The sequence below is a fragment of the Nocardia carnea genome, assembly GCF_029868325.1.
Lineage (GTDB): Bacteria > Actinomycetota > Actinomycetes > Mycobacteriales > Mycobacteriaceae > Nocardia > Nocardia carnea_C.
In genome coordinates this window covers 1-21756 of the sequence record NZ_JARWNW010000054.1, presented here as the reverse complement: position 1 = coordinate 21756, position 21756 = coordinate 1, and the positions used below count along the sequence as shown (strand labels likewise).

Below are 21756 nucleotides of genomic sequence, written 5' to 3'. Positions count from 1 at the left end.
GTTCGAGACCGGCCGGTCACCGGCCTTTCCCGGCGGTCCTCGTTATGCCGCCGACCCCGTCGGGGCGCCGGGCGCGGCGCGCGGGGGCCCCCGGGGTCGAGGCGCCCCCCGCACCCGGACCCGGGGCCCACGAGAACCCGGGCGCCCCCGCCCGCCGCGCCCCGGGCCGCGACGGGGTCGGCGGCATAACGAGGACCGCCGGGAAAGGCCGGTGACCGGCCGGTCTCGAACACCTCGACGGTCGCCGGCCCGGTGAATCGCGCGTGGCCCTCGACAACGGTGACCCCGTTGGCCTTCAGAAGCCCCGCGACCCCGTCGGTGAGCTCCTTCACGATCGCGTCCTTGCGCCCGCACACGGCGGCGAAGTCGACGCGAACGTCCTCGGTGTGCACACCGAACTCGACTCCATTGCGGATCGTCTGGAGGACCTCGGCGGAGCGCAGCATGGCTTTTGTGGGAATACATCCCCAGTTCAGGCAGACACCCCCTGGGCGCTCCTTTTCCACCAAGCCGACGCGCAGGCCGCGCTGGGCGGCGCGGATCGCCGCGACGTATCCGCCGGGGCCGCCACCGATCACGAGTAGATCGAAATCCGGCACTTGTGGTGCTCCTCATCCTCGAACAGGCGACCCACATCCAGGTGGGGCTGGGTCGTCCCTCGAGTCTTGTGGTCACCGGATGCACAAACAATGCCCTCGATGTTCAGAAATTGGCCCCTCGAATTGGGCGCTGCGCCCAATATGGCTACCGGGTGGAGCTCTGGTCGCCCCGGTGTGCACCGATCTCGAGGGCCGCCAGGGCGAGCGAGAATTCCAGATGCGCGCGCTGCCCTTCCAGGGGGCGCCCCAGCAGCGTGCTGATGCGCTGCAACCGGTTGATCACGGTGTTCCGGTGGCAGTGCAACCGTGGCGCGGCATTGGCGGCGGAGCAGCCCGCCGCGAGCCAGGTGGACAGGGTGCGAAGCAAGACCGCCTGTTCTTTCTCCGGTAATCCGAGGATCGGTCCGAGACAGCGCGTGATCAGCAACTCGGTCAGATCGGGTGCCCGCAGCAACAGCGCTTCGGGGTAACGGTCGTCCAGCGAAACCAACACCCCCGCAGCGTCGTACGCGATGGTGTCGAGCGCCAGCAATGCCAGGCCGTGAGCGGTGCCGATCGCGGCCATTCCGGCGACTACGGGGGAGGCGGCCGCCCGTCCGCGAACTTTCGGCCGGAGTTGCCGAAGCACGGGCTCGACGGCGCGATCCTCGAGCGCCACGATGCCGACGGTCGAATCCGCCCGCTCCTGCCAGGCGGAGCGATATCCGAGCGACGACAGAGCCGTTTCCGCCCCGGTGTGCCACGGCGGTGAATCCCCGCGCGCGACAACCACCAGGTAATCGCCGTGGACGGGCAGGTCCAGCTCGCGGGCGGCGCGGGCCGCGAACATCGCATCACGCGCCCGGCCCGCGAGCACGTCCTCGATCAGGCCGTGCCGGCGGCGCTCATCCCGCCGCACGCGCTCCAACTCGGTGTTGCGGTACGACGTGACCAAAGCCGACGACATCCTGTCGATCACCGCCCACATCGCGGTGCCGGCCTCGCGGAATTCGGCCGCCGGCACATCACCCGCCTTGTCGAGCAATGCCTCCCAGACGATGCGTCCACCCAGCCTGAATGTGCGCAGCATCGCCTCCAGGGGCACGCCCTGCTCGGCACGTTGCCTGCCGATAGCGGCCGCGACATCGTCCTGCTCGGTGCCCTCGGCCCGGCCGCCCAAGAGGTCCAGGACCCGCGTCAGAAATCGCTGACAGCCGTCGAGCAGATCTGCGCGGGTCACCGCCGAATAGTCGGTCCATTCGGGATTGTCCGTGAAAACCGCCGCCAGCAGCCGCTGCGTGAGTGCGGGTATCTCGCTCCGGCAGGCGGTGGCCAGCGCCCGCGCGCTCGTCACCGGCTCCGCTCCCTTGTCCGCCGCCACGACGAGCCAGGTTACGCCACAGTTGTTCGCCGACCGGCGGCTTCCGGGCGCCGAAGCCTCGGAGGTGGTTACTCCGCGGTGAGTCGCTGGGCCGCGAGTTGGCGGAGATCGCTGGATTTGATCTTGGCACTGGAGCTGAGCGAGAGGTCGGCTTCGGTGAAGAACAGGATTTCGCGGGGGACCTTGTAGCTGGCGAGTTGGACACGCAAGTGGTCGCGGATCGCGGCGGCGTCGAGGGTGTGGCCGGTGTGCGGGACGACGCAGGCTACGACCATTTCGCCCAGGGTTTCGTGGGGGACGCCAACCGTGCGGCCGATCTTCACGCCGGGATATCGGGCGAGTACCTCGTCTACTTCGAGTGGGGAGACGTTCGCGCCGCCGGTCTTGATGATGTCGGTGAGCCGGCCTTTCCAGTAGAGGCGGCCTTCGTCGTCGAGGTACCCGCCGTCACCGGTGTGGAAATAGCCTTCGTCGTCCAGAGTTTCGTCGAGGGATGTGCCCACGTAGCCGAGCATGAGGGTGGGGCCTTTGACGCAGATCTCGCCGTGCTCGCCCCTGTTCAGGATCGTGCCGGTGAGGGGGTCGGTGATCTTCACCGTCACGCCGGGTAACGGCATACCGCTGCTGCCGGCGATCGTTTCCTCGGGGGTGCAGGCCGGGAAACACGTGGTGATGGTGAAGGTTTCGGTATTGCCGTAGGCGTGCCCGGGTTCGGTCCAGTCGCTGTCGATGGTGGGGTGGGTCGCCAACGGGAGGTCGCGGTCGACGAACCGCAGGCTGCTCAGGTCCACGGTGTTCCAGTTGGGGGCGCCCTGGAGCTGGGCGTGCTGGTGCGGCCAGGAAACCGGGAACGTCACCCGCTGCGCCTGCATCAATTCGAGGGCTTCCTCGGCATCGAACAGCGACTGCAGGACCAGGGTGCCGCCGGCGGCGAGGGTCGCGCCCAGCGCCTGGCCGAAGTTACCGGACCAGAAGAAACCGTTGGCGGTCCAGCAGCGCACCTCGTCGTCCGGGCCGAAACCGAACATCCGCCGGAACCGCCACAGCTGGATCGTGACCCCGCGGTGGGCGCTGCGGATACCTTTCGGTTTGCTGGTGGTGCCGGAGGAGAAGAACAGTACCGCGGTATCACTGGGCTGCACGGTCGCAGCGGTCGCGGCGATCAGCGCGGGATCGGTGTCCGCACCTCGTGCGAGGAAATCGTCCCAGCTCTCGATCGCTGTCGCCGGCACCGGTTCCCCGACCGCCGCCAGATAGCGCAGGAAGGGATATTCCGTCGAGGCGACCGCACCGGGACCGGTGGTGCCGAGCCCTGGTTCGAGACCGGTGAGTACCTCGCCGAAATCCGTTTTCGCGACGCGGCGTTCGAACAGCAGCACCGATACTCCGGAGATCCGGAGCAGATGATCGAGCTCGGGTGGTGTGGAGAACGTGCTCAGCGCCACCGCGACCCCGCCCGCCAGCGAGGTACCGAAAACCGCCGCGAGCCATTCGGCGCGGTTGGTCATGAGCACACCGACGCGGCTGTCCCTCCCGACCCCGCACGCCCGCAGCGCCCGCGCGACCTCGTTCGCCCGGTCCCACAGGTCGGTGTAGGTCCATTCGACACCGTCGGCGGGGGAGATCAGCGCGGTGCGATCGGTGTAGGAGCCGGTGACCTCCCGGAGGAATCCCGGGAGAGTGAGCGTGCCCAGGCCGGGTTCTTCCGCGAGGGGTGGTCCCGCGACGATCGCCGGGGCAGGAGTGTGCTGGGTCCCGGTGCTCATCCGGTGTCCTCTCTGACGGTGCTCCGCACGCGGCGCACGGGTGGTGCTGGGTGGACCGCCGCCCGGAGCGCGCCGGCCCGACGTGCTGTTGTCCGGCAGTGCGCGCTGGGGCGGCGCGCCCCGCAGTGGCCGTGTTACAGCGGTAGCTCGACCTCGGCGGTGCAGGAGACCAGTACACCGCCGTCCTGGTTGGTGAGTTTCAGCTTCACCTGGACCAGTGGCACACCCCAGGTCGATTCCGGTGTCTTGTCCACGATTTCGGCGTCGAAATAGGTGACATCGCCTTCGAACGCCGGTCCCCGGAAATCGGCTCTGGTGTGCCGGACCATGCCGTCGTTACCCGCCCAGTAGGCCAGATAGTCCGTGCACCAGGCGCCCATGGTGGCCCCATATCCGTAGGCGCGCGCCATGCCCACATCACCGGCTTTTTCGGCGTCGATATGGCCGCGCGAGGGCCCGACGTACAGCCCGTCGCGCAATCGCGGATCGATCTTCGCGCCTTCTTCGTCGAAGCCGAAACCCTCGGTCCAGCCGGGATCCTGGTAGACCCACGGATCCTCGATACCTGCGGGCGCCGTCCAGCGGAAGGTGCCCCAGATGTTGAACAGGAAGGCCCGGTATTCGGTGGTGAAGCTGGCGATACTGTGCGGGCCGATCACCCGGCGCGGCAGTTTGTCACCGACCTTCACCTCGTCGAAATGCGGGGAGACTCCGAGCCGGTTCGACATCAGCCATTCCGTGCGCAGCGCGTCGACCTCGGCGAGTTCGGCGGCCGTCCATTTCTTGATCTCGCCGAGCTGGTTCTCGTACATTCCGCGTTTGTTCGCTTCCTCGGCGAGGTAGCGGATCGCCGTCGACCGTTCCTTGGCGACGAGTACCCCGTGCTGGTTGCGGTGGACGGTATCGCCGCGGGAGAACATGGTGGGCCCGGCGAATTTCGTCTCGGCCACCTTGTAGTCGTGGAACCGCCGGTCCTGGAACAGCTGATCACCGGGCCGCACGGGGCAACCGTAGAACCACCACTCCTCGCCGCCGAAGATGAGATGGCTGTTGGGAATACGCCCCACGCAGGCCGGTGCCGCACCGTGACCGTAATCGAGGGCGACCGCGATCGACTGCGGCGCGACGAGTCCGCCGTAACGGGATTCGCGGGCGAACTCCTGATCCCAGTGCAGCGGGTTCGGGTAGTCCATCGCCATCACCCAGCGGCGGATATCGGAGGTACTGCACGGATCCCACAGCTGGCCGCCGCCGATGGGTTTGCCGACGCGATGGTCGACATCGCTCAGGTCGAGTTCGACAGTCGGTTCGGTCGTCTTCTCGGTCACGAAAAACTCCTGCTCAGCGGTTCACATCGACGACTATGCGGCCGCGGACGGTGCCCGCGATGAAACCACCGGCCGCCTCGATCGATTCGTCGAGGGAGATCTCCCGGGCGATCGAATCGAGCACGGCGGGGTCCAGATCGCGGGCCAGGCGGGCCCAGGCGTCGAGTCGTTTCTGGAGGGGCGCCATCACACTGTCCACACCCAGCAGCGAAACGCCGCGCAGGATGAACGGGGCAACCGACGCCGGGAAATCCATGCCCTGGGCGAGGCCGCAGGCGGCCACCGCACCGCCGTAGCGGGTTTGCGCGGTGGCATTGGCGAGAGTGTGACTGCCGGCGGTGTCGACGACACCGGCCCAGCGTTCCTTCTGCAGCGGTTTGCCCTTCTCGGCGAAGTCGGCGCGGTCCACCACCGTGGTCGCACCGAGCTGCTTCAGGTAGGCGTGCTCGCCGGCCTTGCCGGTGGTGGCGGCGACGGTGAAGCCGGCCTTGGTGAGCAGGGCGATGGCGACACTGCCGACCCCGCCGGTCGCGCCGGTCACCAGGATTTCGCCCGAGTCCGGAGTGAGGCCGTGGTTCAGCAGTGCGTCCACGCACAGCGCGGCGGTGTAGCCCGCGGTGCCGATCGCCATGGCCTGCCGCTCGGTGAATTCGCCGGGCAGCGGAATCAGCCAGTCGCCGTCGAGCCGGGCCCGCTGGGCGAGGCCACCCCAATGGGTTTCGCCGACGCCCCAGCCGTTCAGGACGACCTTGTCCCCGGCGGACCACCGGGAGTGGCTGCTCGCGGTCACCGTGCCGGCGAGGTCGATACCGGGAACCATCGGGAACTTGCGTACCACGGGGGAGGCGCCGGTGAGGGCGAGCGCGTCCTTGTAGTTGAGGGTGGAGTAGGCCACCTGTATTTCGACGTTGCCCTCGGGCAACCGGTCGTCGTCCACACTGGTGAGTTCGACCTGGGAGCCGGCTTCGCCCTTGTTGATGACAATTGCGGAGAACATCGGTGATGTGGTCCTTCCTCGATCCGTTCGGGATATGTGCCGTGCCGGCATCTCGAACGGCAACGGTTCGGTGGACGGGTGCCGGTCCGTTCGGAGAATTTAATTCTCCGAATATAAGAATTATATTTCCAGTCGCGGTTATCGCTGTCAACACCCGACCCGGTGGTCAGTGCGCCGTCCACCCGCCGTCGACGACGATGGTCTGCCCGGTGACATAGCGACCCGCATCGCCGGCCAGCCAGACCACCGCGCCGACCATGTCCTCGGCGCTCCCTTCGGTGGGCAACGGAATATTGCGCCGCAGGTATTCGGCGCCCCGGTCGCTGTCGTACAGGCTGCCGGTGATCTCGCTGCGGAAGAACCCCGGCGCCACCGTGTTCACCCGGATCGAATGCCGGGCCCATTGAACGGCGAGTTCCGTGGTGAGCCCGGATAATCCCGCTTTGCTCGCGGCGTAGGACGCCTGCGGAATACCCGGCACACCCACTCGCCCGCTGATCGAGGAGATATTCACGATCGATCCGCGGCCGAGTTCACGCATATATGGGAAAACCTGCTGGGCCAGCAGCAGTGGCGCCACCAGGTTGAGGTCGAGGGTGCGCCGGATATCGTCGAGTGGTTCGGATTCGGCGCGTGCGGTGCCGAAACGGTTTCCCGCGGCATTGATCAGGATCTCCGGTGGCCCCAGCCGCTCGGCGATGTCCGGGATGAGCTGCGCGCTCGCCGCTGGATCCGAAAGATCGCCGCTGCGCGCGAATCCCCCGATTTCCCCGGCCAGTGCCTCGAGCCGATCCCGCCGCCGTGCCACCACCGCGACCCGTGCGCCGAGCCCGGCCAGCGCCCGGCTCACCGCCGCCCCGAGTCCGGACGAAGCGCCGGTCACGATAGCGACCCGCCCACCCAACTCGAACGACGGCAATGCCGCCGTATACGCGTCGACAGCAGTGTGTTCACCGGATATCGGTGCGTGCTCTGGTCGGTCACCGGACCCGGCTGGTTCCGGACCCGACTTCCGCTGCCCGGGTACTACCGGCCTGCGTGAGGGCCGTGCATCGCGCCGCCGCGCCGTCGACCCCCGACCTGCTTCGCTCATTTCGGCTGTGCGAGAGCTGGGCGAAAGCGCTGGTGGATGCTGCGGCGTCGTCGCGTCGGGCTCGCTCGTACCGTGTTGCCGAGGCGGGTGCGGGGACCCTGGATGGTGCGGCTGGGCTGATGCGTCCGGCCCCGGCGTGCTCATGCGGTCCCCGCACGGGAGATCAGTTCGGGCAGTTGTGTGCGCACGACCTTGCCCATGGCGTTGGTCGGTAGCGCTTCGACCGCGGTCCATACCTCGGGCACCTTGTAACCGGCGAGTTCGCGCCGGCAGTATTCGGCGAGTTCGGTGAAATCCACGGCCGCTCCGTTCGTCTGGATCACTGCCGCGACCTGCTGGCCGAGTCTTTCGTGCGGTATCCCGCAGACCGCGGATCTGCCCACCGCGGGATGTGTGTCCAGGACCCGCTCCACCTCGAGTGGATAGATATTGGCACTCCCGCGGATGATCACCATCTTCTTACGGTCCAGCAGGGTGAGCCGGCCGTCCGAATCGACCGTACCGATATCGCCGGTGGCGACGGGCCCGTCGGGCGGTGGTTCGATTCCGCCGCCGGTCCAGTGACCGAGCAGTGGGCGCCACATGTTCGCCCACGGTCCTCCGGTTCGTGCGGACAGCCGGAGTTCGCCGATTTCGCCCGGCGGAAGCCGGTTGCCGCTGTCGTCGTAGGCTGCAACGTCATAGTGCGGCAGCACCGTGCCGCTCGTTCGTGGAACCCAGTCCGCGCCGGGTGGGTCGATCGAGACCACGGTCGGCGCCTCGGTGAGCCCGTAGGTCACCCGCGGGACCAGCCCGTGCGCGGCGGCGAATGCCTCGCGGAGCCGGTCCGGGGTATCGCTGCCGCCGCTCCACACCTCGCGCAGCGAACTCAGATCCAGTTCCGGGTGGGCGGCCAGATCGTGCAGCTGTGCGGGTGCCCCGTTCCAGACCGTCACCTTCCGGGTGGCGATCCACTCGGCGACCCCGGCCGGATCCCGGCGATCCATGATCACCGCGCAGCCGCCCGCCTGGGCGGTGAGCAGCGTCGACAACACGATCATGTTGAGGATCGTCAGCGGGAAGCTGTCGCCCTTACGCAGATCCGGGCCCCATTCCCGGGTCGCGACCAGCACCGCGCCGGGCAGCAGCATATTGCGCTGACTGTGCACCACCGCCTTCGGTCGCCCGGACGTTCCGCTGGTGAATGCGATACCGGCGGCTGCGTCGAGCGCGGTGTCGACAGCGGGCGCGGCGGGCGCGCGCTGAGCTGCCGCCCACCGGCCGGGATTCACCCGGGCAGATGTGTCGAGCAGGCAGCGGGGGCCCGCCAGGACGACCCGCGGTTCGATCAGGTCGTGCAGGTACTGCTGTTCGGCAGCCGCCATGGCCTCCCCGATCCCCGCCCAGATCGCGCCGATCCGCTGGGTGCCGTGGAACGCGGCGACGATATCGAGATCGTTGGGCAGGCAGGCCGCCACCCGGTCGCCGGGTCGCACGCCGAGTGACCACAGTGCGGCCGCGGCGGCATCGGCGTGTTCGTCGAGTTCACGGTAGGTCCAGATGCCCGACGCCGCCTCGATCGCGGGGGCGTCCGGATTCGCGGCCAGAGCCGGTCGCAGCACCGCCGCGATGGACGCCGGTAGTGGGACCGCGCCGCGGGTCACGGAACCTCCGTTGCCGGAAACGTCGTTCTCGCCATTGAAAATCGGCACTTGTACTTGATATCACTATCCTTACAAAGATTCATCAGATAGCCGTCGATTTCTTCGCGCGGCCCGGTGAAGGTAGGGCATATGCAGCACACAGGGCCGCTGGCCGGGGTCCGGGTCATCGATCTGACCGCCATGGTGATGGGTCCCTACTGCACCCAGATCATGGCCGATATGGGTGCCGATGTGATCAAAGTGGAACCCCCGGCCGGCGACAACACCCGCTACATCTCGGTGGGCCCCGAGGAGGGAATGGGCGGAGTCTTCGTGAACGTGAATCGTGGCAAACGCAGCGTGGTCCTCGATCTGCGTGCGGAATCGAACAAGGCGGCGCTACGCGAACTGATCGCCGACGCCGACGTGTTCATCCACTCCATGCGCGGAAAAGCCGTCACCGCACTGGGCTTCGGCTACGAACAGGTGGCGGCGGTGAACCCGGGCATCGTCTACACCAACTGCTACGGCTACGGCCGCCGCGGCCCCGACGCCGACCGCACCGCCTACGACGACACCATCCAGGCCGAATGCGGTTTGCCGTACGTGCAGCAGATGCTCACCGGGGAACCGGGGTACGTCGGCACGATCATGGCCGACAAGATCGCCGGAATGACCGCTCTCTACGCGACGATGATGGCGCTGTTCCACCGCGAACGCACCGGCGAAGGGCAGGAGGTCGAAGTGGCCATGTTCGAGACCATGGCCGCGTTCATGCTGGTGGAGCACGCCAACGGCGCCCTGTTCGACCCGCCGCTCGGCACCGCCGCCTACCCGCGCGCGGTCACGAGTGAGCGCACCCCCTACCGCACCGCCGACGGCTATATCTCCGCACTGGTCTACAACGACAAACAGTGGAACGCCTTCATCGCCGCGGTCGACCCGCCCTGGGCGGGCCCGTAATTCGCGACTCTTGCACAGCGCGCCGCCCGGATCGGCACCGTCTACGCGCACCTCCGCGAAACCTTCCGCGGCCGCACCACCGCGCAATGGCTGGACCTGCTGAACTCCCTCGATATCCCGGCCGCCCCCGTGAACACCCTCGACGAACTACTCGACAACCCGCAACTGACCGCCACCGGCTTCTTCGAAACAGTCGAAACACTTTCCGGCCCGGTGCGTTTCCCGGGCCCACCCACCTGGTTCTCCCGCACGCCGGGCCGGGTGGCAGGACCTGCGCCACGCCTCGGCGAGCACACCCCGGAAATCCTGTGCGGCGAGGACGGGTCTCCGACGCCGGCCGAATCGGTGCGGGCCGCATGGCCGGCACGCGCCGACCGGACCGGCTCATACTCGCCTCCAGGCCGCGCAGCGGAGCCCGGGCAAACCCCCGCTTCGCCGGCTGTCGCCGGGGCTCCGGAGCTGTCCGCAGCCGCTGTGTGCGCCGGGCCGGCGGGATCGCCCGATCCCGCGCGGACTGCGGAGCCTCCGGCGCCGGCGGGTTCTGCCGAGACCGGTGATCCGGGAAAAACCCCGAACCTCGGCTCCGTGGGATCGTCGCTGTCCCTTGGCAGAACCGGGGAAAAGGAGGAGGGCGCACACGCGCCGACCGAGGCACACACCGTTCCTGCGGACCGCGGGGAGCGCCGGTGAACGCGGTCGAGGCGGGTGAGCTGGATCTGCGCCGATACCTGCGGCCGGGCGACCGGATCGTGATCGGTCAGGCCTGTGGGGAACCGAGCGCCCTGATCGAGGCACTGATAGCGCAGGGACGCGAGCTCGGGGGACTGTCGGCCTTCGTCGCCACCAGTTTCTCCGGCATCTTCACCCCGGAATCCACCGAATCGTTCGCGCTGTCGAGTGTGGGGGCCATCGGTTCGCTGCGCACCCTCACCAGGTCGCACCGGCTCGGCATCATCCCGTGCCATGTCGGCCGGGTGGGCCCGATGATCGAGGCCGGAACCCTCGGCTGCGATGTGGCTTTCGTGCAGGTCAGTCCCGCCGACGAGAACGGGCGGCACAGTTTCGGGCTGATCGGCGATCACACCCGGGCCGCGGTGGATCGGGCGCGGGTGGTGATCGCCGAGGTCAACGAGCACGTGCCGTACACGCTCGGTGAAGGGCTGTGGGCCGAGGAGATCGACTGCGCAGTCCGGGTTTCGCGCAGCCCGGTACAGGTTCGGCCGGCCGAGATCGGCCCCACCGATGAAAAGATCGCGAAAAACGTCGCCTCCTACATCGCGGACGGTGCCGTCTTGCAGGTGGGCGTCGGCGCCGTCCCCGACGCAGTCCTGCGCCTACTGACCGACCGCCGTGACCTGGGTGTCCATTCCGGAATGATCGGTGACGGTGTGGTCGACCTGATCGAAGCCGGTGCCGTCACCAACGCGCGCAAGCCGATCGATCCGGGTGTGACGGTTACCGGCGCCCTCATCGGCACCGACCGGCTGTACCGCTTCGCCGACCGTAATCCGGGACTGCGGTTATGTCCCACTTCCTACACCCACGACGCGGCGATCCTCGCTCAGCTCGACGGACTGGTCACCCTGAACTCCGCGATGGAAGTCGATCTCACCGGTCAGGTGAACGCCGAACAGAGCGGATCGGCCTACCTGGGCGGCACCGGCGGCCAGGTCGATTTCGTCCGCGCCGGGGCCCGCTCCCGCGGCGGGCACGCCGTGATCGCGCTGCCCGCCACCGCGAAAGGTGGCACGGTCAGCCGGATCACCGGCCGGCTGTCCGGCCCGGTGACCACCGCGCGCAGCGATGTGGATGTGATCGTCACCGAATTCGGTGCCGCCGAACTCACCGGCTGCCCGCTGCCCGAACGCACCCGCCGGCTGATCGCCATCGCCCATCCGGATTTCCGGGAAGAGCTGGACCGAGCCGCTTTCGAAATCCAGCGCAGAGGATTCTGATGACCGACCCCGTACTCTTCGACGCCCGGCCCGACGGGATCGCAGTCATCACCCTGAACCGCCCGGACCGCCGCAACTGCCTGGACAAAGATATCCGGGCCGGCCTGTTCGACGCCTGGGAACGCTTCGAACACGACCCGTCCCTGCGAATCGCGATCCTCACCGGCGCCGGCCGCAAAGCCTTCTGCGCGGGCGGAGACCTCACGGAGATGGTGGAAACCCGGATGGGTGAACCACCCCGCGATATGTTCCCACTGCCCTACGACACGATCGAACTGTCCAAACCGACCATCGCCGCCGTCAACGGCGCCGCCTTCGCGGGCGGCTGGATGATCGCCCAGGCCTGCGATCTGTGCGTGGCCAGCACCACCGCCACCTTCGCGGTCACCGAGGTGAAGGTGGGCCGCAGCTCACCCTGGGCGGCCCCGCTGATCCATATGATCCCGCAGCGGATCATGATGGAAATCCTGCTCACCGGCGACCCGATCACCGCCCAGCGCGCCTACGAGATCGGGCTGGTCAACCGGCTCGCCGAACCCGGCGAACTACTCGACACCGCCCTCGACCTGGCGGGCCGGATCCTGGCCGGTGCACCACTGTCGGTGCGCGCGGCCCGCGAAACCGTCATGCTGGCGACCGAGATGGGGCGCTCGGCTGCTCTGGAAGCTGCGCGCCACGCAGCATCGCGCGCCTACCGCAGTGCGGACGCACAAGAAGGCCCGGCCGCATTCGCGCAGAAGCGGCCGCCCCGTTGGACGGGGTCGTGAATACCGGAATGACCCCATTCCGGTGAATCCCATTGTGTGCGTGCTTCTTTTCGATCAGTATCCGATGCATGACGAACAGACGAATCCGCCGAACAGTCCTGCTGACCGCCGTCACCGCCGCTGCATTCACCCCCTTCGCCCTTGCACCGGCGGTGGCCGATGCGTCGTTCGTCGCCCCGGAGGTGACCTTCGCCGGCACGGCACCGGGAACGGTGACCGCGACCCTGCACAACCCCAACGACCGCGGCCAGTGCTGGGCCGAGGCAGGTGTGGGCCCGGAGAACAACCATGTCTTCTTCGGTGAATCCAAGCCGGAGTCGCTGGCGAATCCCGGTCAGACCGTGGAGACCTCGCTGACCGGCTTGGAGCCCGGATCGACGATCACCGCACGCGGTGGATGCGCAGACACCAGTCCGGCCGGTGGTTACGTGCTGGGCGAATTCGTGACGGTCACCGTCCCCGGCGCCGCACCCGCCACCGGGAGCTTCGGCGGCTAGCGGCTGCGCCGTCCGCCGACCACGAATGGTCGCCGCGCCGAACGTCGTCGCGTCCGGGACCGATCATGAGATCGGACGCCTCCTACCGGCCCCGATGATGTATGAGGACCCACGTACTCTGTGGCCATGTCCGATCTACCGGCTCGTTTGACCGTGGTGACGCTCGGCGCTCGCGATCTGCCGGCACTCCGCCGTTTCTATCGTGCCCTCCAGTGGGAGGAAGTGCCGGGCGGGGACGATCAGTGGACCGGCTTTCTCCTCGGCGGTGTCCTGCTCGCTCTCTATCCCGATACGGAACTGGCCGCGGAGGCAGCCGCCGGCGCCGCCGTGGGTTGGTCAGGGGTAACCCTTGCCTGCAATGTGGACAGCCCCGAGCAGGTGGACAGTGCATTCGCCGCGGCGGTGCGGGCGGGTGCCGAGGTCGTCGCCGAACCGGTGGACCGCCCGTGGGGCGGTCGTTCCGGCTATATCGCGGATCCGGAAGGGAACCGCTGGGAGATCGCCTGGGCGCCGGGTGCACGATTCGACGCGCGCGGGGCGCTGACCGGTTTCAGCGGCTGAGGATCAGAAGATCTCGGACGTGAAGCCCGCGGCGTCGCGGACCCGGAAAACATCGTGCAGCACTGTGATGAGGACGTGCAGGATCTGCTCGTGATCGAGTCCGGCCTCGTCCGGGCGCAATTCGTAGGCCACTGTGCCCGCGACGAACCCCAGTTCGGCCAGCAGGGCCAGTTCCCGCTCGGTGAACCCGGTCTGCTCGGCGGGGTTACGGCGGCGCAACCGCTGGTACAGCGTTCGGCGCAGCGGCCCCGCGGGATCGACGACTTCGATATGGAAAACGCCTCGGGTCTCGGCGAGCCATTGGACGGTGCCGGGACCTGCGCTGATCACCACCGTGCCGTGCCCGGTGCTGCCGCCGATCTCGATCGAACGATCCATCAGGTCCCGGACTGCCGCGCGTAGGGAATGCATGGTCCGAGTATGGATTGTCGCGACGAAGCGCGAATCGGGAAAACTACTCGAGCCCGGGGTTGGGCAACCATTCGTTGCGTTCAGCCCATCGGCGGCGCTACTGGAGCCCGCGTCATCCTGCTGGGCGGCGTCCCGCTGCGGGAGCAGCGCCTTCCGGGTGACTGCGCGCGGCTAGGCGTCGTCGACGATCTTGATCGCCCACTCCGGACAGGCGTCCTTGGCAGTCTGTACCGCTTCGGTGAGGTCCTCGGGGATCTCGGTGTCGACCGCTTCGGCGTAGCCGTAGTCGTTGAGTGTGAAGACTTCTGCGCACAGGGTGGTGCAGATCCCGTGGCCCTTGCAGGAGTCGGCGTCGACGATGACCTTCATGGAACTACCCTTCCGTACGGTCGAATTCGAGGTGCAGGGCGGTGATTCCGCGCAGGATGAAGGTCGGCAGGTAGGTGTATTCGCGGGCGTCTGCCGGGCCGTGCACGCTTTCGTCGATCCGGATATCGGTGGTGCGTTCCAGCAGGCGGGTGAACGCCACCTTTGCCTCGGTGCGTGCCAGGGGAGCGCCGGGGCAGGTGTGGACACCGCGGCCGAAGGCGATATGGGAGCGGGCGTTGGCCCGTTTCGGATCGAATACGCTCGGATTCTCGAAGCGCCGTGGATCGCGGTTGGCGCCGCCGTTGGCGAGCATCAGAACCGTTCCGGCCGCAACCTCGACCCCGCCGACCGTCGTGGTGGTTTTGGCGAGCCGGAAATCGCCCTTCACCGGGCTTTCCATCCGCAGCATCTCTTCGATGAAATTGTTGATGCGGTCGCGGTCGCCGCGGAGCCAGGACTGCAGTTCCGGATCCTCGGCGATCAATTTCAGCCCCGACGACAGCAGCCGGACCGTGGTTTCCTGCCCGGCGGAGAAGAGGTTGGCGGCGACGCGGACGACATCGATCACCTCCGGCCGGCTCCCGTCGGGAAAGGTGGCCTCCGCCAGGCTGGTCAGCACGTCACCGCGCGGATTCTTCCGCCGGTCCTCGATATAGCCGGAGAACTTCTCGTAGAGGAACTCGATGGGATTGTGCTCCATCGCGTGATCGGAGCTGGTGCTGCCGACCGTTCCGGTACGGCGCGGGTCACGCTGCAAGGCGTTGAGGAACTCTTCCTGGTCCTCCTGGGGTACCCCGAGCAGATCCGCGATCACGTAGAGCGTGAAGGGCCCCGCGAAATCGCGGATGAGTTCGCCTTTTCCCGGGGCCAGGTATTCGTCGAGCATCGAGTCGGCCAGATCCCACATCGTCTCTTCGTTTTCTTTGAGGCGTTTCGGGGTGATCAGGCGCATGAGCAGCCCGCGGTGGGCGGTATGGGTCGGCGGGTCGAGGGCCGGGAGCTGATCGCTGAAGGGCAGTGAATCCCGGTGTTCTGCGATCAGGGCGTCGACATCGGAGTTCTCGTCGATGGGGACGGGAAAACCGGGGAAGGGTCCGGTGACCGAGATGCAGGAGGAGAACCGTTCGGTGTCGTTGAGAACCTCCAGGGCCTCGTCGTAACCCGTCACCATCATGACGTTGTGGTGCTTTTCCCGGGTTACCGGGCACTGCTCGCGAAGAGCGTCGAAATACGGGTACGGATCGGCAACCAGCTCCTGCCCGAGGAAGAAGTCCAGATCCTGGAAGTTTTTCACGTGACGGTTCCCTTCGCTCCGCCGGCTCCCACCGCCACGAGCAGCTCCGCCGGTTGACTTCCGCATTTGAGAATATAACTCTCATCTGTGAGTATGAGATTTCCACACGGCGTGCCGTGCGTCAACCGGAGGACCGGAGAACATGACCCTCGATCTCACCGCTGACCAGCGGCTCTTCCAGCAGACTGCCCGGGAATTCCTGGCGGAGACCGTCCCGGTGGCGACAGTACGCGCCCTGGGCGAGGCAGGAACCGGATTCGACCGCGAATGGTGGCGTTCGGCCACCGAACTCGGCTGGACCGCCATGCTGGTCGCCGAGGAACACGGGGGCGGCTCCATCTCCGGACGGCCGCTCACCGAATTGACCTTGGTTGCAGGTGAACTGGGTCGTGCCTGCGCGCCGGGTCCGTTCGTCACCACCAACGCGGTGCTGGCCGGGCTGGCGAGTGCGGAGACCGGATTCGGTGACACGATCGCCGCGGTCGCGGCGGGGGAGCAGGTCATCACCTGGGCCGCTTACGAACCCGGCCGCGGTATGGAGGTGATGGTCGCGCCGGGCGCAGAAGGGAGCGCGCGGGTGAGTGCGACGCCCGAAGGCGACGGGTACCGCCTGAACGGGATCAAGGACCGGGTCGAAGCCGGTGATCAGGCCGATCTCTTCCTGGTGACCGCGAACGGCCCCGACGGGCCGATGCAGCTACTGGTCGCCGCCGATGCCCCCGGAGTCACCGTGACCCCCACCTGGACCCTGGACCTGGTCCGGCGCACCGCCCGTATCGAGTTCGCCGGGGTCGTGGTGCCGGCCACCGCGGTCACGCACACGGGGCCGGCCGCCACCGCGGCGGTACGCGCCCAATTGCACACTGCCGCTGTGCTCACCGCCGCCGAAACCGTGGGCGCCACCGAGGTAGCCCTGGAATCCACCCTCGGATGGTTGAACGACCGCTACACCTTCGGCCGGCCGCTCGCCTCGTATCAGGCGCTCAAACATCGCATGGCCGACAACAAGACCTGGCTGGAGGCCTGCCGGGCCACCGCGACCGCCGCGGCGGCGGCCTGCGACGACGATCCGGATACCGCGGACGAAGCGGTGAGTGTCGCGAAATCGTATGTGGGCGCCAAGGCGCCGGTGATCGGGCAGGACTGTGTCCAGCTGCACGGTGGGATCGGGGTCACCTGGGAGCACGATCTGCATCTGTATCTGCGGCGGATCGGGCTCGGCCGGGCGCTGTACGGCACACCCGAGGAACACCGCCGCCGGATCACCGATCTGCTCGTCGCCGCCGCCTAGCGCGCCGCACCTCCTGGAAGGCACACCCTCATGACCACCGATGTGGAACCAGTCGCCGAATTCCGTGAACGCGCCCGGAACTGGTTGCGCGACAACCTTCCTCCCGCTCTCCCGGAACAGGCGCCGCCGGACAGCAAAGAGGAATGGGACCGGGCCCGGGAACTGCAGCGCACGTTGTACGACGCCGGATTCGCCGGTATCTGTTTCCCGAAGGAATACGGCGGACTGGGTCTCACCCCGGCGCATCAGGCGGCGTTCACCACCGAGTCCTATCCCTACGAGATGCCGGTCATCCTGAACGTTCCCACACTGTCCATCTGCGCCGCGACCCTGCTCGACCTCGGCACCGAGGAACAGAAACGCGAGCATCTGCCCGCGGTGCTGCGCGGTGACGAACTGCTGGTGCAACTGCTGTCCGAACCGCGCGGCGGCTCCGATCTGGCGGGGCTCACCACCCGCGCCGACCGGGACGGCGACCGGTGGATCCTCAACGGATCCAAGATCTGGAGTTCCGGCGCCTACGCCGCCGACTACGGCCTGTGCCTGGCCCGCACCAACTGGGACGTGCCCAAACATCGCGGACTCACCATGTTCCTGGTCCCGATCGGGGCGCCGGGGGTGACCGTGCAGCGGATCAAACAGGTCACCGGGTCCACCGAGTTCTGCCAGGAATTCTTCGACGATGTCGCGCTCGGCGACGATGCGGTGCTCGGTCAGGTCGACAGCGGCTGGGAGGCGGCGTCGCGGCTGCTGCATCACGAGCGGGCCGCGATCGGCGGAACCTCGCCGTTTCTGAGCGGCGCCCGCCCGCACATCGGCGGCGAGGAGTCCCCGATCCTCGACATAGCCCGCCGGCTCGGCAGACTCGACGACGTCCGGGTACGGGAGGATATCGGCGAAGCCCGCGCGATGATGGTGGTGCGCGACCAGCTGATCGACCACATCACCCGCAGCATCACGGCCGGTGAACTACCACCGGCGGCCGGTTCGATCACCCGGTTGTTCAGTGCCGAGAACTCCTGGCTGCAAACCGATATGGCAGTGAAGGTCGCGGGCGCGGAGGCCGCGACCCACGCGCCCGGCGACCCGCTCGATACCGCCAGGATCGGCACCGACTACCTGTTCCGCGCCGCCTGGAGCCTGGCCGGCGGGAGTACCGAAATGGCCCGCAATGTGATCGGCGAACGTGTTCTCGGTATGCCCCGCGAGTACGCCGCCGACCGCGACGTGCCGTTCAACGAGGTGAAACGGGGCCGCTAGGGCGGATCCGCAGATTCGGAGGCAGTGATGCGGTTCATCTTCCATTATCCGGAAACCGGCGGTGTGGACGGCGATGTCCTCGACGCCGGGCCGCTGGGGGCGGTCGCGGGGGCGGCCGAACGGGCCGGATTCGGCGGGTTCTCGTTGAGCGAGCATCCCGCGCCCGGCGCGCGCTGGCTGGGCGCGGGCGGCCATCAGACCCTGGACCCGTTCGTATCCCTGGGCTACGCGGCCGCGCTGACCGAACGGATCAGGCTGATCACCTACCTGTCCGTGGCGCCCTACCGCAATCCCATGCTGCTCGCGAAAGCGGCCGCGACGCTGGACAAACTATCCGGCGGCCGGGCGATCCTGGGGATCGGCACCGGCTACTTGAAGGGTGAATTCCATGCCGTCGGGGTCGATTTCGACGAACGCAACACCCTGTTCGACGAAGCGCTCGACGTCCTCCCGCTGCATTGGAAGGGCGAGCCGTTCAGCTACGCGGGCAAACATTTCAGCGCCCGCGATGTGCAGGCCCGCCCGGCGCCGGTGCAGCAGCCTATCCCGATCTGGATCGGCGGGAATTCGGCATTGAGCCGGCGGCGGGTGGCCCGGGCCGCGCACGGGTGGATTCCGATGTCCGGCGGTGCCGAACTCAGCAGCACCGCCCGGACTCCCGAACTCGGCGGGATCGAGGAGCTGTCCCGCAAGATCGCCGAAATACGCGAAACCGCTGCGAGCACGGGACGCACCGAACATATCGACCTCGTGTACTCCTACAGCCATCCCGGGCTCACCGGCCCCGGCGCCGACCCGGGCCCACATCGGGAGGCGTTCGGTGAACTGGCCCGCGCCGGGGTGGACTGGATCGTGGTCTCCACCCGGGCCGGTGTGCACGAAACCCTCGATCCGGGAATCACCTTCGACTTCCTGGCCGAGTTCGGCGCCACCTACATCGACGGATAGGACGATCAGATGGGCTGGTTCGAGGAACGTGCCGGTCTCGCGGGCACAGTGGCCGTGGTGACCGGTGGTGCGGGCGGATTGGGCGGTGCGATCGTCGCGGACCTGGCGGACAACGGCGTGCGCGTCGCCGTCCTCGATATCGACCCCGCAGCCGCCGGCGAACTACGCTCCGTTCTGGCCGACCGCGGCCACGAAGCCCTCGTAGCGCACGGCGACGCCCGCGATCCCGCCGAACTCACCGCCCTGTTCGAGGCCGCCCAGACCAGGTGGGGCCGGCTCGACACCCTGGTGAATGTGGTGGGCGGCACCTTCCGTGCCCCCTTCACCGAAACTCGCCCCAAGGGCTGGGACGCGCTGCTGCGCACCAACCTGACCCATGTGCTACACGCCTGCCACCAGGCGGTCCCGCTGATGCGGGCGGGCGGCCGCGGCGGCAGCATCATCAATATCACCACCATCGAAGCCCACCGCGCGGCACCGGGTTTCGCGGTGTATGCGGCGGCGAAGGCTGCGGTGGAACAGTTCGCGCGCACGCTCGCGATCGAGGTGGCGCCGGAGGGGATCCGGGTCAACAACATCGCCCCGGATTTCGTCCCCACACCGAACCTGGAACGTATCGGTACCGGTGACAACGCAATGATGGACCCGGAGGGGGTGAAGGTCGCCATCCCCATGGGCCGCGCCGGACGCCTCACCGATATCTCCCACTGCGCGGTCTTCCTGGCCTCCCAGCTCTCGTCCTACCTCACCGGCACCACCCTGCACCCGGACGGCGGAACCTCGGCCTCCGCCGGCTGGTTCAACTGGCCGGGCGAGGGCTGGGCCAACCACGCTCCGCTGCGGGTTCTCCGGGAAAGCGGGGAGCTCGGCGCCGATGAGGGTCGGCCACCCCTGAGGGCCTACAGAAGCGGATAGCCGAGTACCGTACGGTTCTTCGGATTTCTGCCACGACGTTCGTTATCGGATATCGGGGTTCCGGTAGTAACCGCCGAAGAACCAACGGATATGGCGTAGCCGCAGCTGACTGCCGGTGAGGCCGTGGTTCGGTCTGCGGCGATGGCCGGTTGCTGTTTGGCTTGGCTCCCAACGCTATTGGTTGGTGTGGGAGGGCGGTTTCGTGGCGACGCGGGTGTTCGCGGATGAGGAGTTGGCTCGTCTGCGGGAATTCCCGGAGATCGGCCGCGAGGAGCTGTTCCGGTTCTTCACGCTCTCACCGGCGGATCTGGCGTTCGTCGATCCCGGTCGCGGTCGTGGTCCGGCCGATCGGCTCAGTATCGCGATCGCGTTGTGCACGTTGCCGTGGTTGGGGTTCGTGCCTGATCGGGTGGTGACCGCCCCGCCGGTCGCGGTAGCCCGGTTGGCCGAGCAGCTGCGTGTCGACGGTACCGAGATCCGTTCCTACGGCCGCCGCGCCCAGACCCCGCACCGACCATTTGCGCCTGGTCGCGCAGTATCTGGGGTGGCGGACCGCCGGTGCGCTCGAACTCGAGGAACTCGACGTGTTCCTGCTGGCGCGGGCGATGGAGCACGATTCGCCGACCCGGTTGTTCCGGTTGGGGTGTGAGTATCTGATCTCGGCGCGATCGAAGTCGACATCGACGCCGAACTCGCCGCGCTCGGCCCGACGGGCTACCGGCCGCTGCGGGTGCGTGACACCCTGTTCTGACCGGCCCCGGCGCTACCCCAGGGCCCGGTTCGTGTGCTCGCGGCCGAGCCATTCGGTGGTCGTCATATCGGGGATCAGGTCCGCGCAGGATCGTTCGTCCTGGGTTCAGTCGTGGTCCCAGGCTCGCGGGTAGTGCGGTCCGGCGACGTAGCCGAAGGAGTAGGGGTGCCCTCGACTCCGATCCGCAGCTTGTCGGCGGTGATGCCCGCCCACTGGCATCCCGGTGTGCCAGATGATTACCCGCCACACCCGGACCAGTGGCGAGCCCGACATATGCAGAGGTCAGGACTTACTGCGTGCGAAAAGAATCGCTTGCTGAGCTTTCGCATCCGGGTCGAGCAGCATCTGGGCCTCGACCACGAATCCGGCATCGTGCAGCCAGGCTGCCACCTGGTTCGGCTGACGGCGGTGGACATGGACCTTCATCGGGTGACCGCCGTAGCCCTCCGTCTTCAACAGCGACTCGTCGCCGACGTGAAACAGGAGTTGCAACGGTCCGCCGGGACGCAACGCTCGGTGGAAGCGCCCGAACACAGTCGGCACCTCGTCGTCGGGGATGTGGATCAACGACTGCCAGGCGAGCAGGCCGGCCACCGAAGCGACGGGCAGGTTCAGCTCCGTCATCGAGCCCACCTCGAACCGCAGGCCGGGGTGGTCGCGCCGGGCCACGTCGATCATCGCCGGGGAGAGGTCGATACCGAAGGCATCGACACCGAGCTCATGCAGGTGGGCGGTGACTTCACCGGGGCCGCAGCCGACGTCCGCGACCGGTCCGCCGCCAGCGGTCCGCACGCTGTCGGCGAACAACGCCAGAGCCGCGCGAAGGTACTGGTGTCCGGCGAGGGCGCCGCGCACTTGGTCGGCATAGCTGGCCGCGACCGTGTCATAAGAGGTTCGGGTGTCGGCCAACCAGTCATCCGTGGTCATGACCGGCACGATATTCCATAATCGCGGCGGACTCGGCGCTACCCGGGAACGACAAAGGTGCCTACACCCCGCCCGGGGGGGG

The 21756-nt window shown here is 67.8% G+C and carries 19 protein-coding genes and 2 pseudogenes; 10 read left to right on the top strand and 11 right to left on the bottom strand.

The window, feature by feature from the left end; all coding sequences use genetic code 11:
• The 7 genes from QH196_RS03040 to QH196_RS03010 all read right to left on the bottom strand — a co-directional run.
• The coding region (locus QH196_RS03040) for an FAD-dependent oxidoreductase (RefSeq protein ID WP_280414201.1) at window positions 1–599 on the bottom strand (599 nt) is incomplete at its 3' end.
• A 145-nt stretch (window positions 600–744) separates the two neighbouring features.
• A complete protein-coding gene (locus QH196_RS03035) occupies window positions 745–1932 on the bottom strand; it encodes a PucR family transcriptional regulator (RefSeq protein WP_280414200.1) in 1188 nt (395 codons plus the stop codon).
• Window positions 1933–2027: 95 nt separating this feature from the next.
• On the bottom strand, window positions 2028–3725 hold the full coding sequence (locus tag QH196_RS03030; protein ID WP_280414199.1) for a class I adenylate-forming enzyme family protein: 1698 nt from the start codon (window positions 3723–3725) through the stop codon (window positions 2028–2030).
• 134 nt (window positions 3726–3859) lie between these two features.
• Window positions 3860–5053 carry an FAS1-like dehydratase domain-containing protein gene (locus QH196_RS03025; protein WP_280414198.1) on the bottom strand — a complete coding sequence of 398 codons (1194 nt, stop codon included), beginning with the start codon at window positions 5051–5053 and terminating at the stop codon, window positions 3860–3862.
• A gap of 13 nt (window positions 5054–5066) precedes the next feature.
• A complete protein-coding gene (locus QH196_RS03020) occupies window positions 5067–6050 on the bottom strand; it encodes an MDR family oxidoreductase (RefSeq protein ID WP_280414197.1) in 984 nt (327 codons plus the stop codon).
• Between the two features lie 166 nt (window positions 6051–6216).
• Window positions 6217–6933, bottom strand: coding sequence for an SDR family NAD(P)-dependent oxidoreductase (locus QH196_RS03015; protein WP_280414196.1), 717 nt, complete (start codon window positions 6931–6933; stop codon window positions 6217–6219).
• Window positions 6934–7283: 350 nt separating this feature from the next.
• The gene (locus QH196_RS03010) at window positions 7284–8834 is read right to left on the bottom strand and encodes a class I adenylate-forming enzyme family protein (RefSeq protein ID WP_280414195.1); all 1551 of its coding nucleotides are present in this window, start codon (window positions 8832–8834) and stop codon (window positions 7284–7286) included.
• Window positions 8835–8915: 81 nt separating this feature from the next.
• On the opposite strand from QH196_RS03010, the pseudogene QH196_RS03005 reads away from it, so the two are divergent.
• From QH196_RS03005 to QH196_RS02985, 5 genes and pseudogenes are all read left to right on the top strand, one after another.
• A pseudogene (locus QH196_RS03005) lies at window positions 8916–10037 on the top strand (CaiB/BaiF CoA transferase family protein); the annotation flags it as partial.
• A gap of 377 nt (window positions 10038–10414) precedes the next feature.
• The gene (locus QH196_RS03000) at window positions 10415–11683 is read left to right on the top strand and encodes an acetyl-CoA hydrolase/transferase family protein (protein ID WP_280414194.1); all 1269 of its coding nucleotides are present in this window, start codon (window positions 10415–10417) and stop codon (window positions 11681–11683) included.
• Complete coding sequence (locus QH196_RS02995) at window positions 11683–12450, top strand: enoyl-CoA hydratase/isomerase family protein (protein ID WP_280414193.1); 768 nt, start codon at window positions 11683–11685, stop codon at window positions 12448–12450. Before QH196_RS03000 ends, QH196_RS02995 begins: the two co-directional genes overlap by 1 nt.
• Window positions 12451–12518: 68 nt before the next feature.
• On the top strand, window positions 12519–12947 hold the full coding sequence (locus QH196_RS02990; protein WP_280414192.1) for a hypothetical protein: 429 nt from the start codon (window positions 12519–12521) through the stop codon (window positions 12945–12947).
• Window positions 12948–13073: 126 nt separating this feature from the next.
• The gene (locus tag QH196_RS02985; protein WP_280414191.1) at window positions 13074–13508 is read left to right on the top strand and encodes a VOC family protein; all 435 of its coding nucleotides are present in this window, start codon (window positions 13074–13076) and stop codon (window positions 13506–13508) included.
• Between the two features lie 3 nt (window positions 13509–13511).
• Here the strand turns inward: QH196_RS02985 and QH196_RS02980 are convergent, their stop codons facing one another.
• The 3 genes from QH196_RS02980 to QH196_RS02970 all read right to left on the bottom strand — a co-directional run bounded on the left by QH196_RS02980 (window position 13512) and on the right by QH196_RS02970 (window position 15582).
• Complete coding sequence (locus QH196_RS02980; protein ID WP_280414190.1) at window positions 13512–13919, bottom strand: hypothetical protein; 408 nt, start codon at window positions 13917–13919, stop codon at window positions 13512–13514.
• Window positions 13920–14090: 171 nt separating this feature from the next.
• The gene (locus QH196_RS02975) at window positions 14091–14288 is read right to left on the bottom strand and encodes a ferredoxin (protein WP_280414189.1); all 198 of its coding nucleotides are present in this window, start codon (window positions 14286–14288) and stop codon (window positions 14091–14093) included.
• 4 nt (window positions 14289–14292) lie between these two features.
• Entirely contained in the window at window positions 14293–15582 is a 1290-nt protein-coding gene (locus QH196_RS02970) for a cytochrome P450 (protein ID WP_280414188.1), read from the bottom strand.
• A gap of 142 nt (window positions 15583–15724) precedes the next feature.
• Between QH196_RS02970 and QH196_RS02965 the strand changes: the two genes are divergently transcribed.
• The 5 genes and pseudogenes from QH196_RS02965 to QH196_RS02945 form a co-directional block, all read left to right on the top strand.
• Window positions 15725–16873, top strand: coding sequence for an acyl-CoA dehydrogenase family protein (locus tag QH196_RS02965; protein ID WP_280414187.1), 1149 nt, complete (start codon window positions 15725–15727; stop codon window positions 16871–16873).
• Between the two features lie 30 nt (window positions 16874–16903).
• Complete coding sequence (locus tag QH196_RS02960; RefSeq protein ID WP_280414186.1) at window positions 16904–18133, top strand: acyl-CoA dehydrogenase family protein; 1230 nt, start codon at window positions 16904–16906, stop codon at window positions 18131–18133.
• Between the two features lie 27 nt (window positions 18134–18160).
• Window positions 18161–19081, top strand: coding sequence for an LLM class F420-dependent oxidoreductase (locus tag QH196_RS02955; RefSeq protein WP_280414185.1), 921 nt, complete (start codon window positions 18161–18163; stop codon window positions 19079–19081).
• A gap of 9 nt (window positions 19082–19090) precedes the next feature.
• Window positions 19091–19996 carry an SDR family NAD(P)-dependent oxidoreductase gene (locus tag QH196_RS02950; protein ID WP_280414184.1) on the top strand — a complete coding sequence of 302 codons (906 nt, stop codon included), beginning with the start codon at window positions 19091–19093 and terminating at the stop codon, window positions 19994–19996.
• Window positions 19997–20198: 202 nt separating this feature from the next.
• Window positions 20199–20664 (top strand): annotated as a pseudogene (locus QH196_RS02945) (DUF4158 domain-containing protein); the annotation flags it as partial.
• Window positions 20665–21029: 365 nt separating this feature from the next.
• On the opposite strand, the gene QH196_RS02935 reads toward QH196_RS02945, so the two are convergent.
• Window positions 21030–21674 carry a class I SAM-dependent DNA methyltransferase gene (locus tag QH196_RS02935; protein ID WP_280414183.1) on the bottom strand — a complete coding sequence of 215 codons (645 nt, stop codon included), beginning with the start codon at window positions 21672–21674 and terminating at the stop codon, window positions 21030–21032.
• Window positions 21675–21756: the final 82 nt, after the last annotated feature.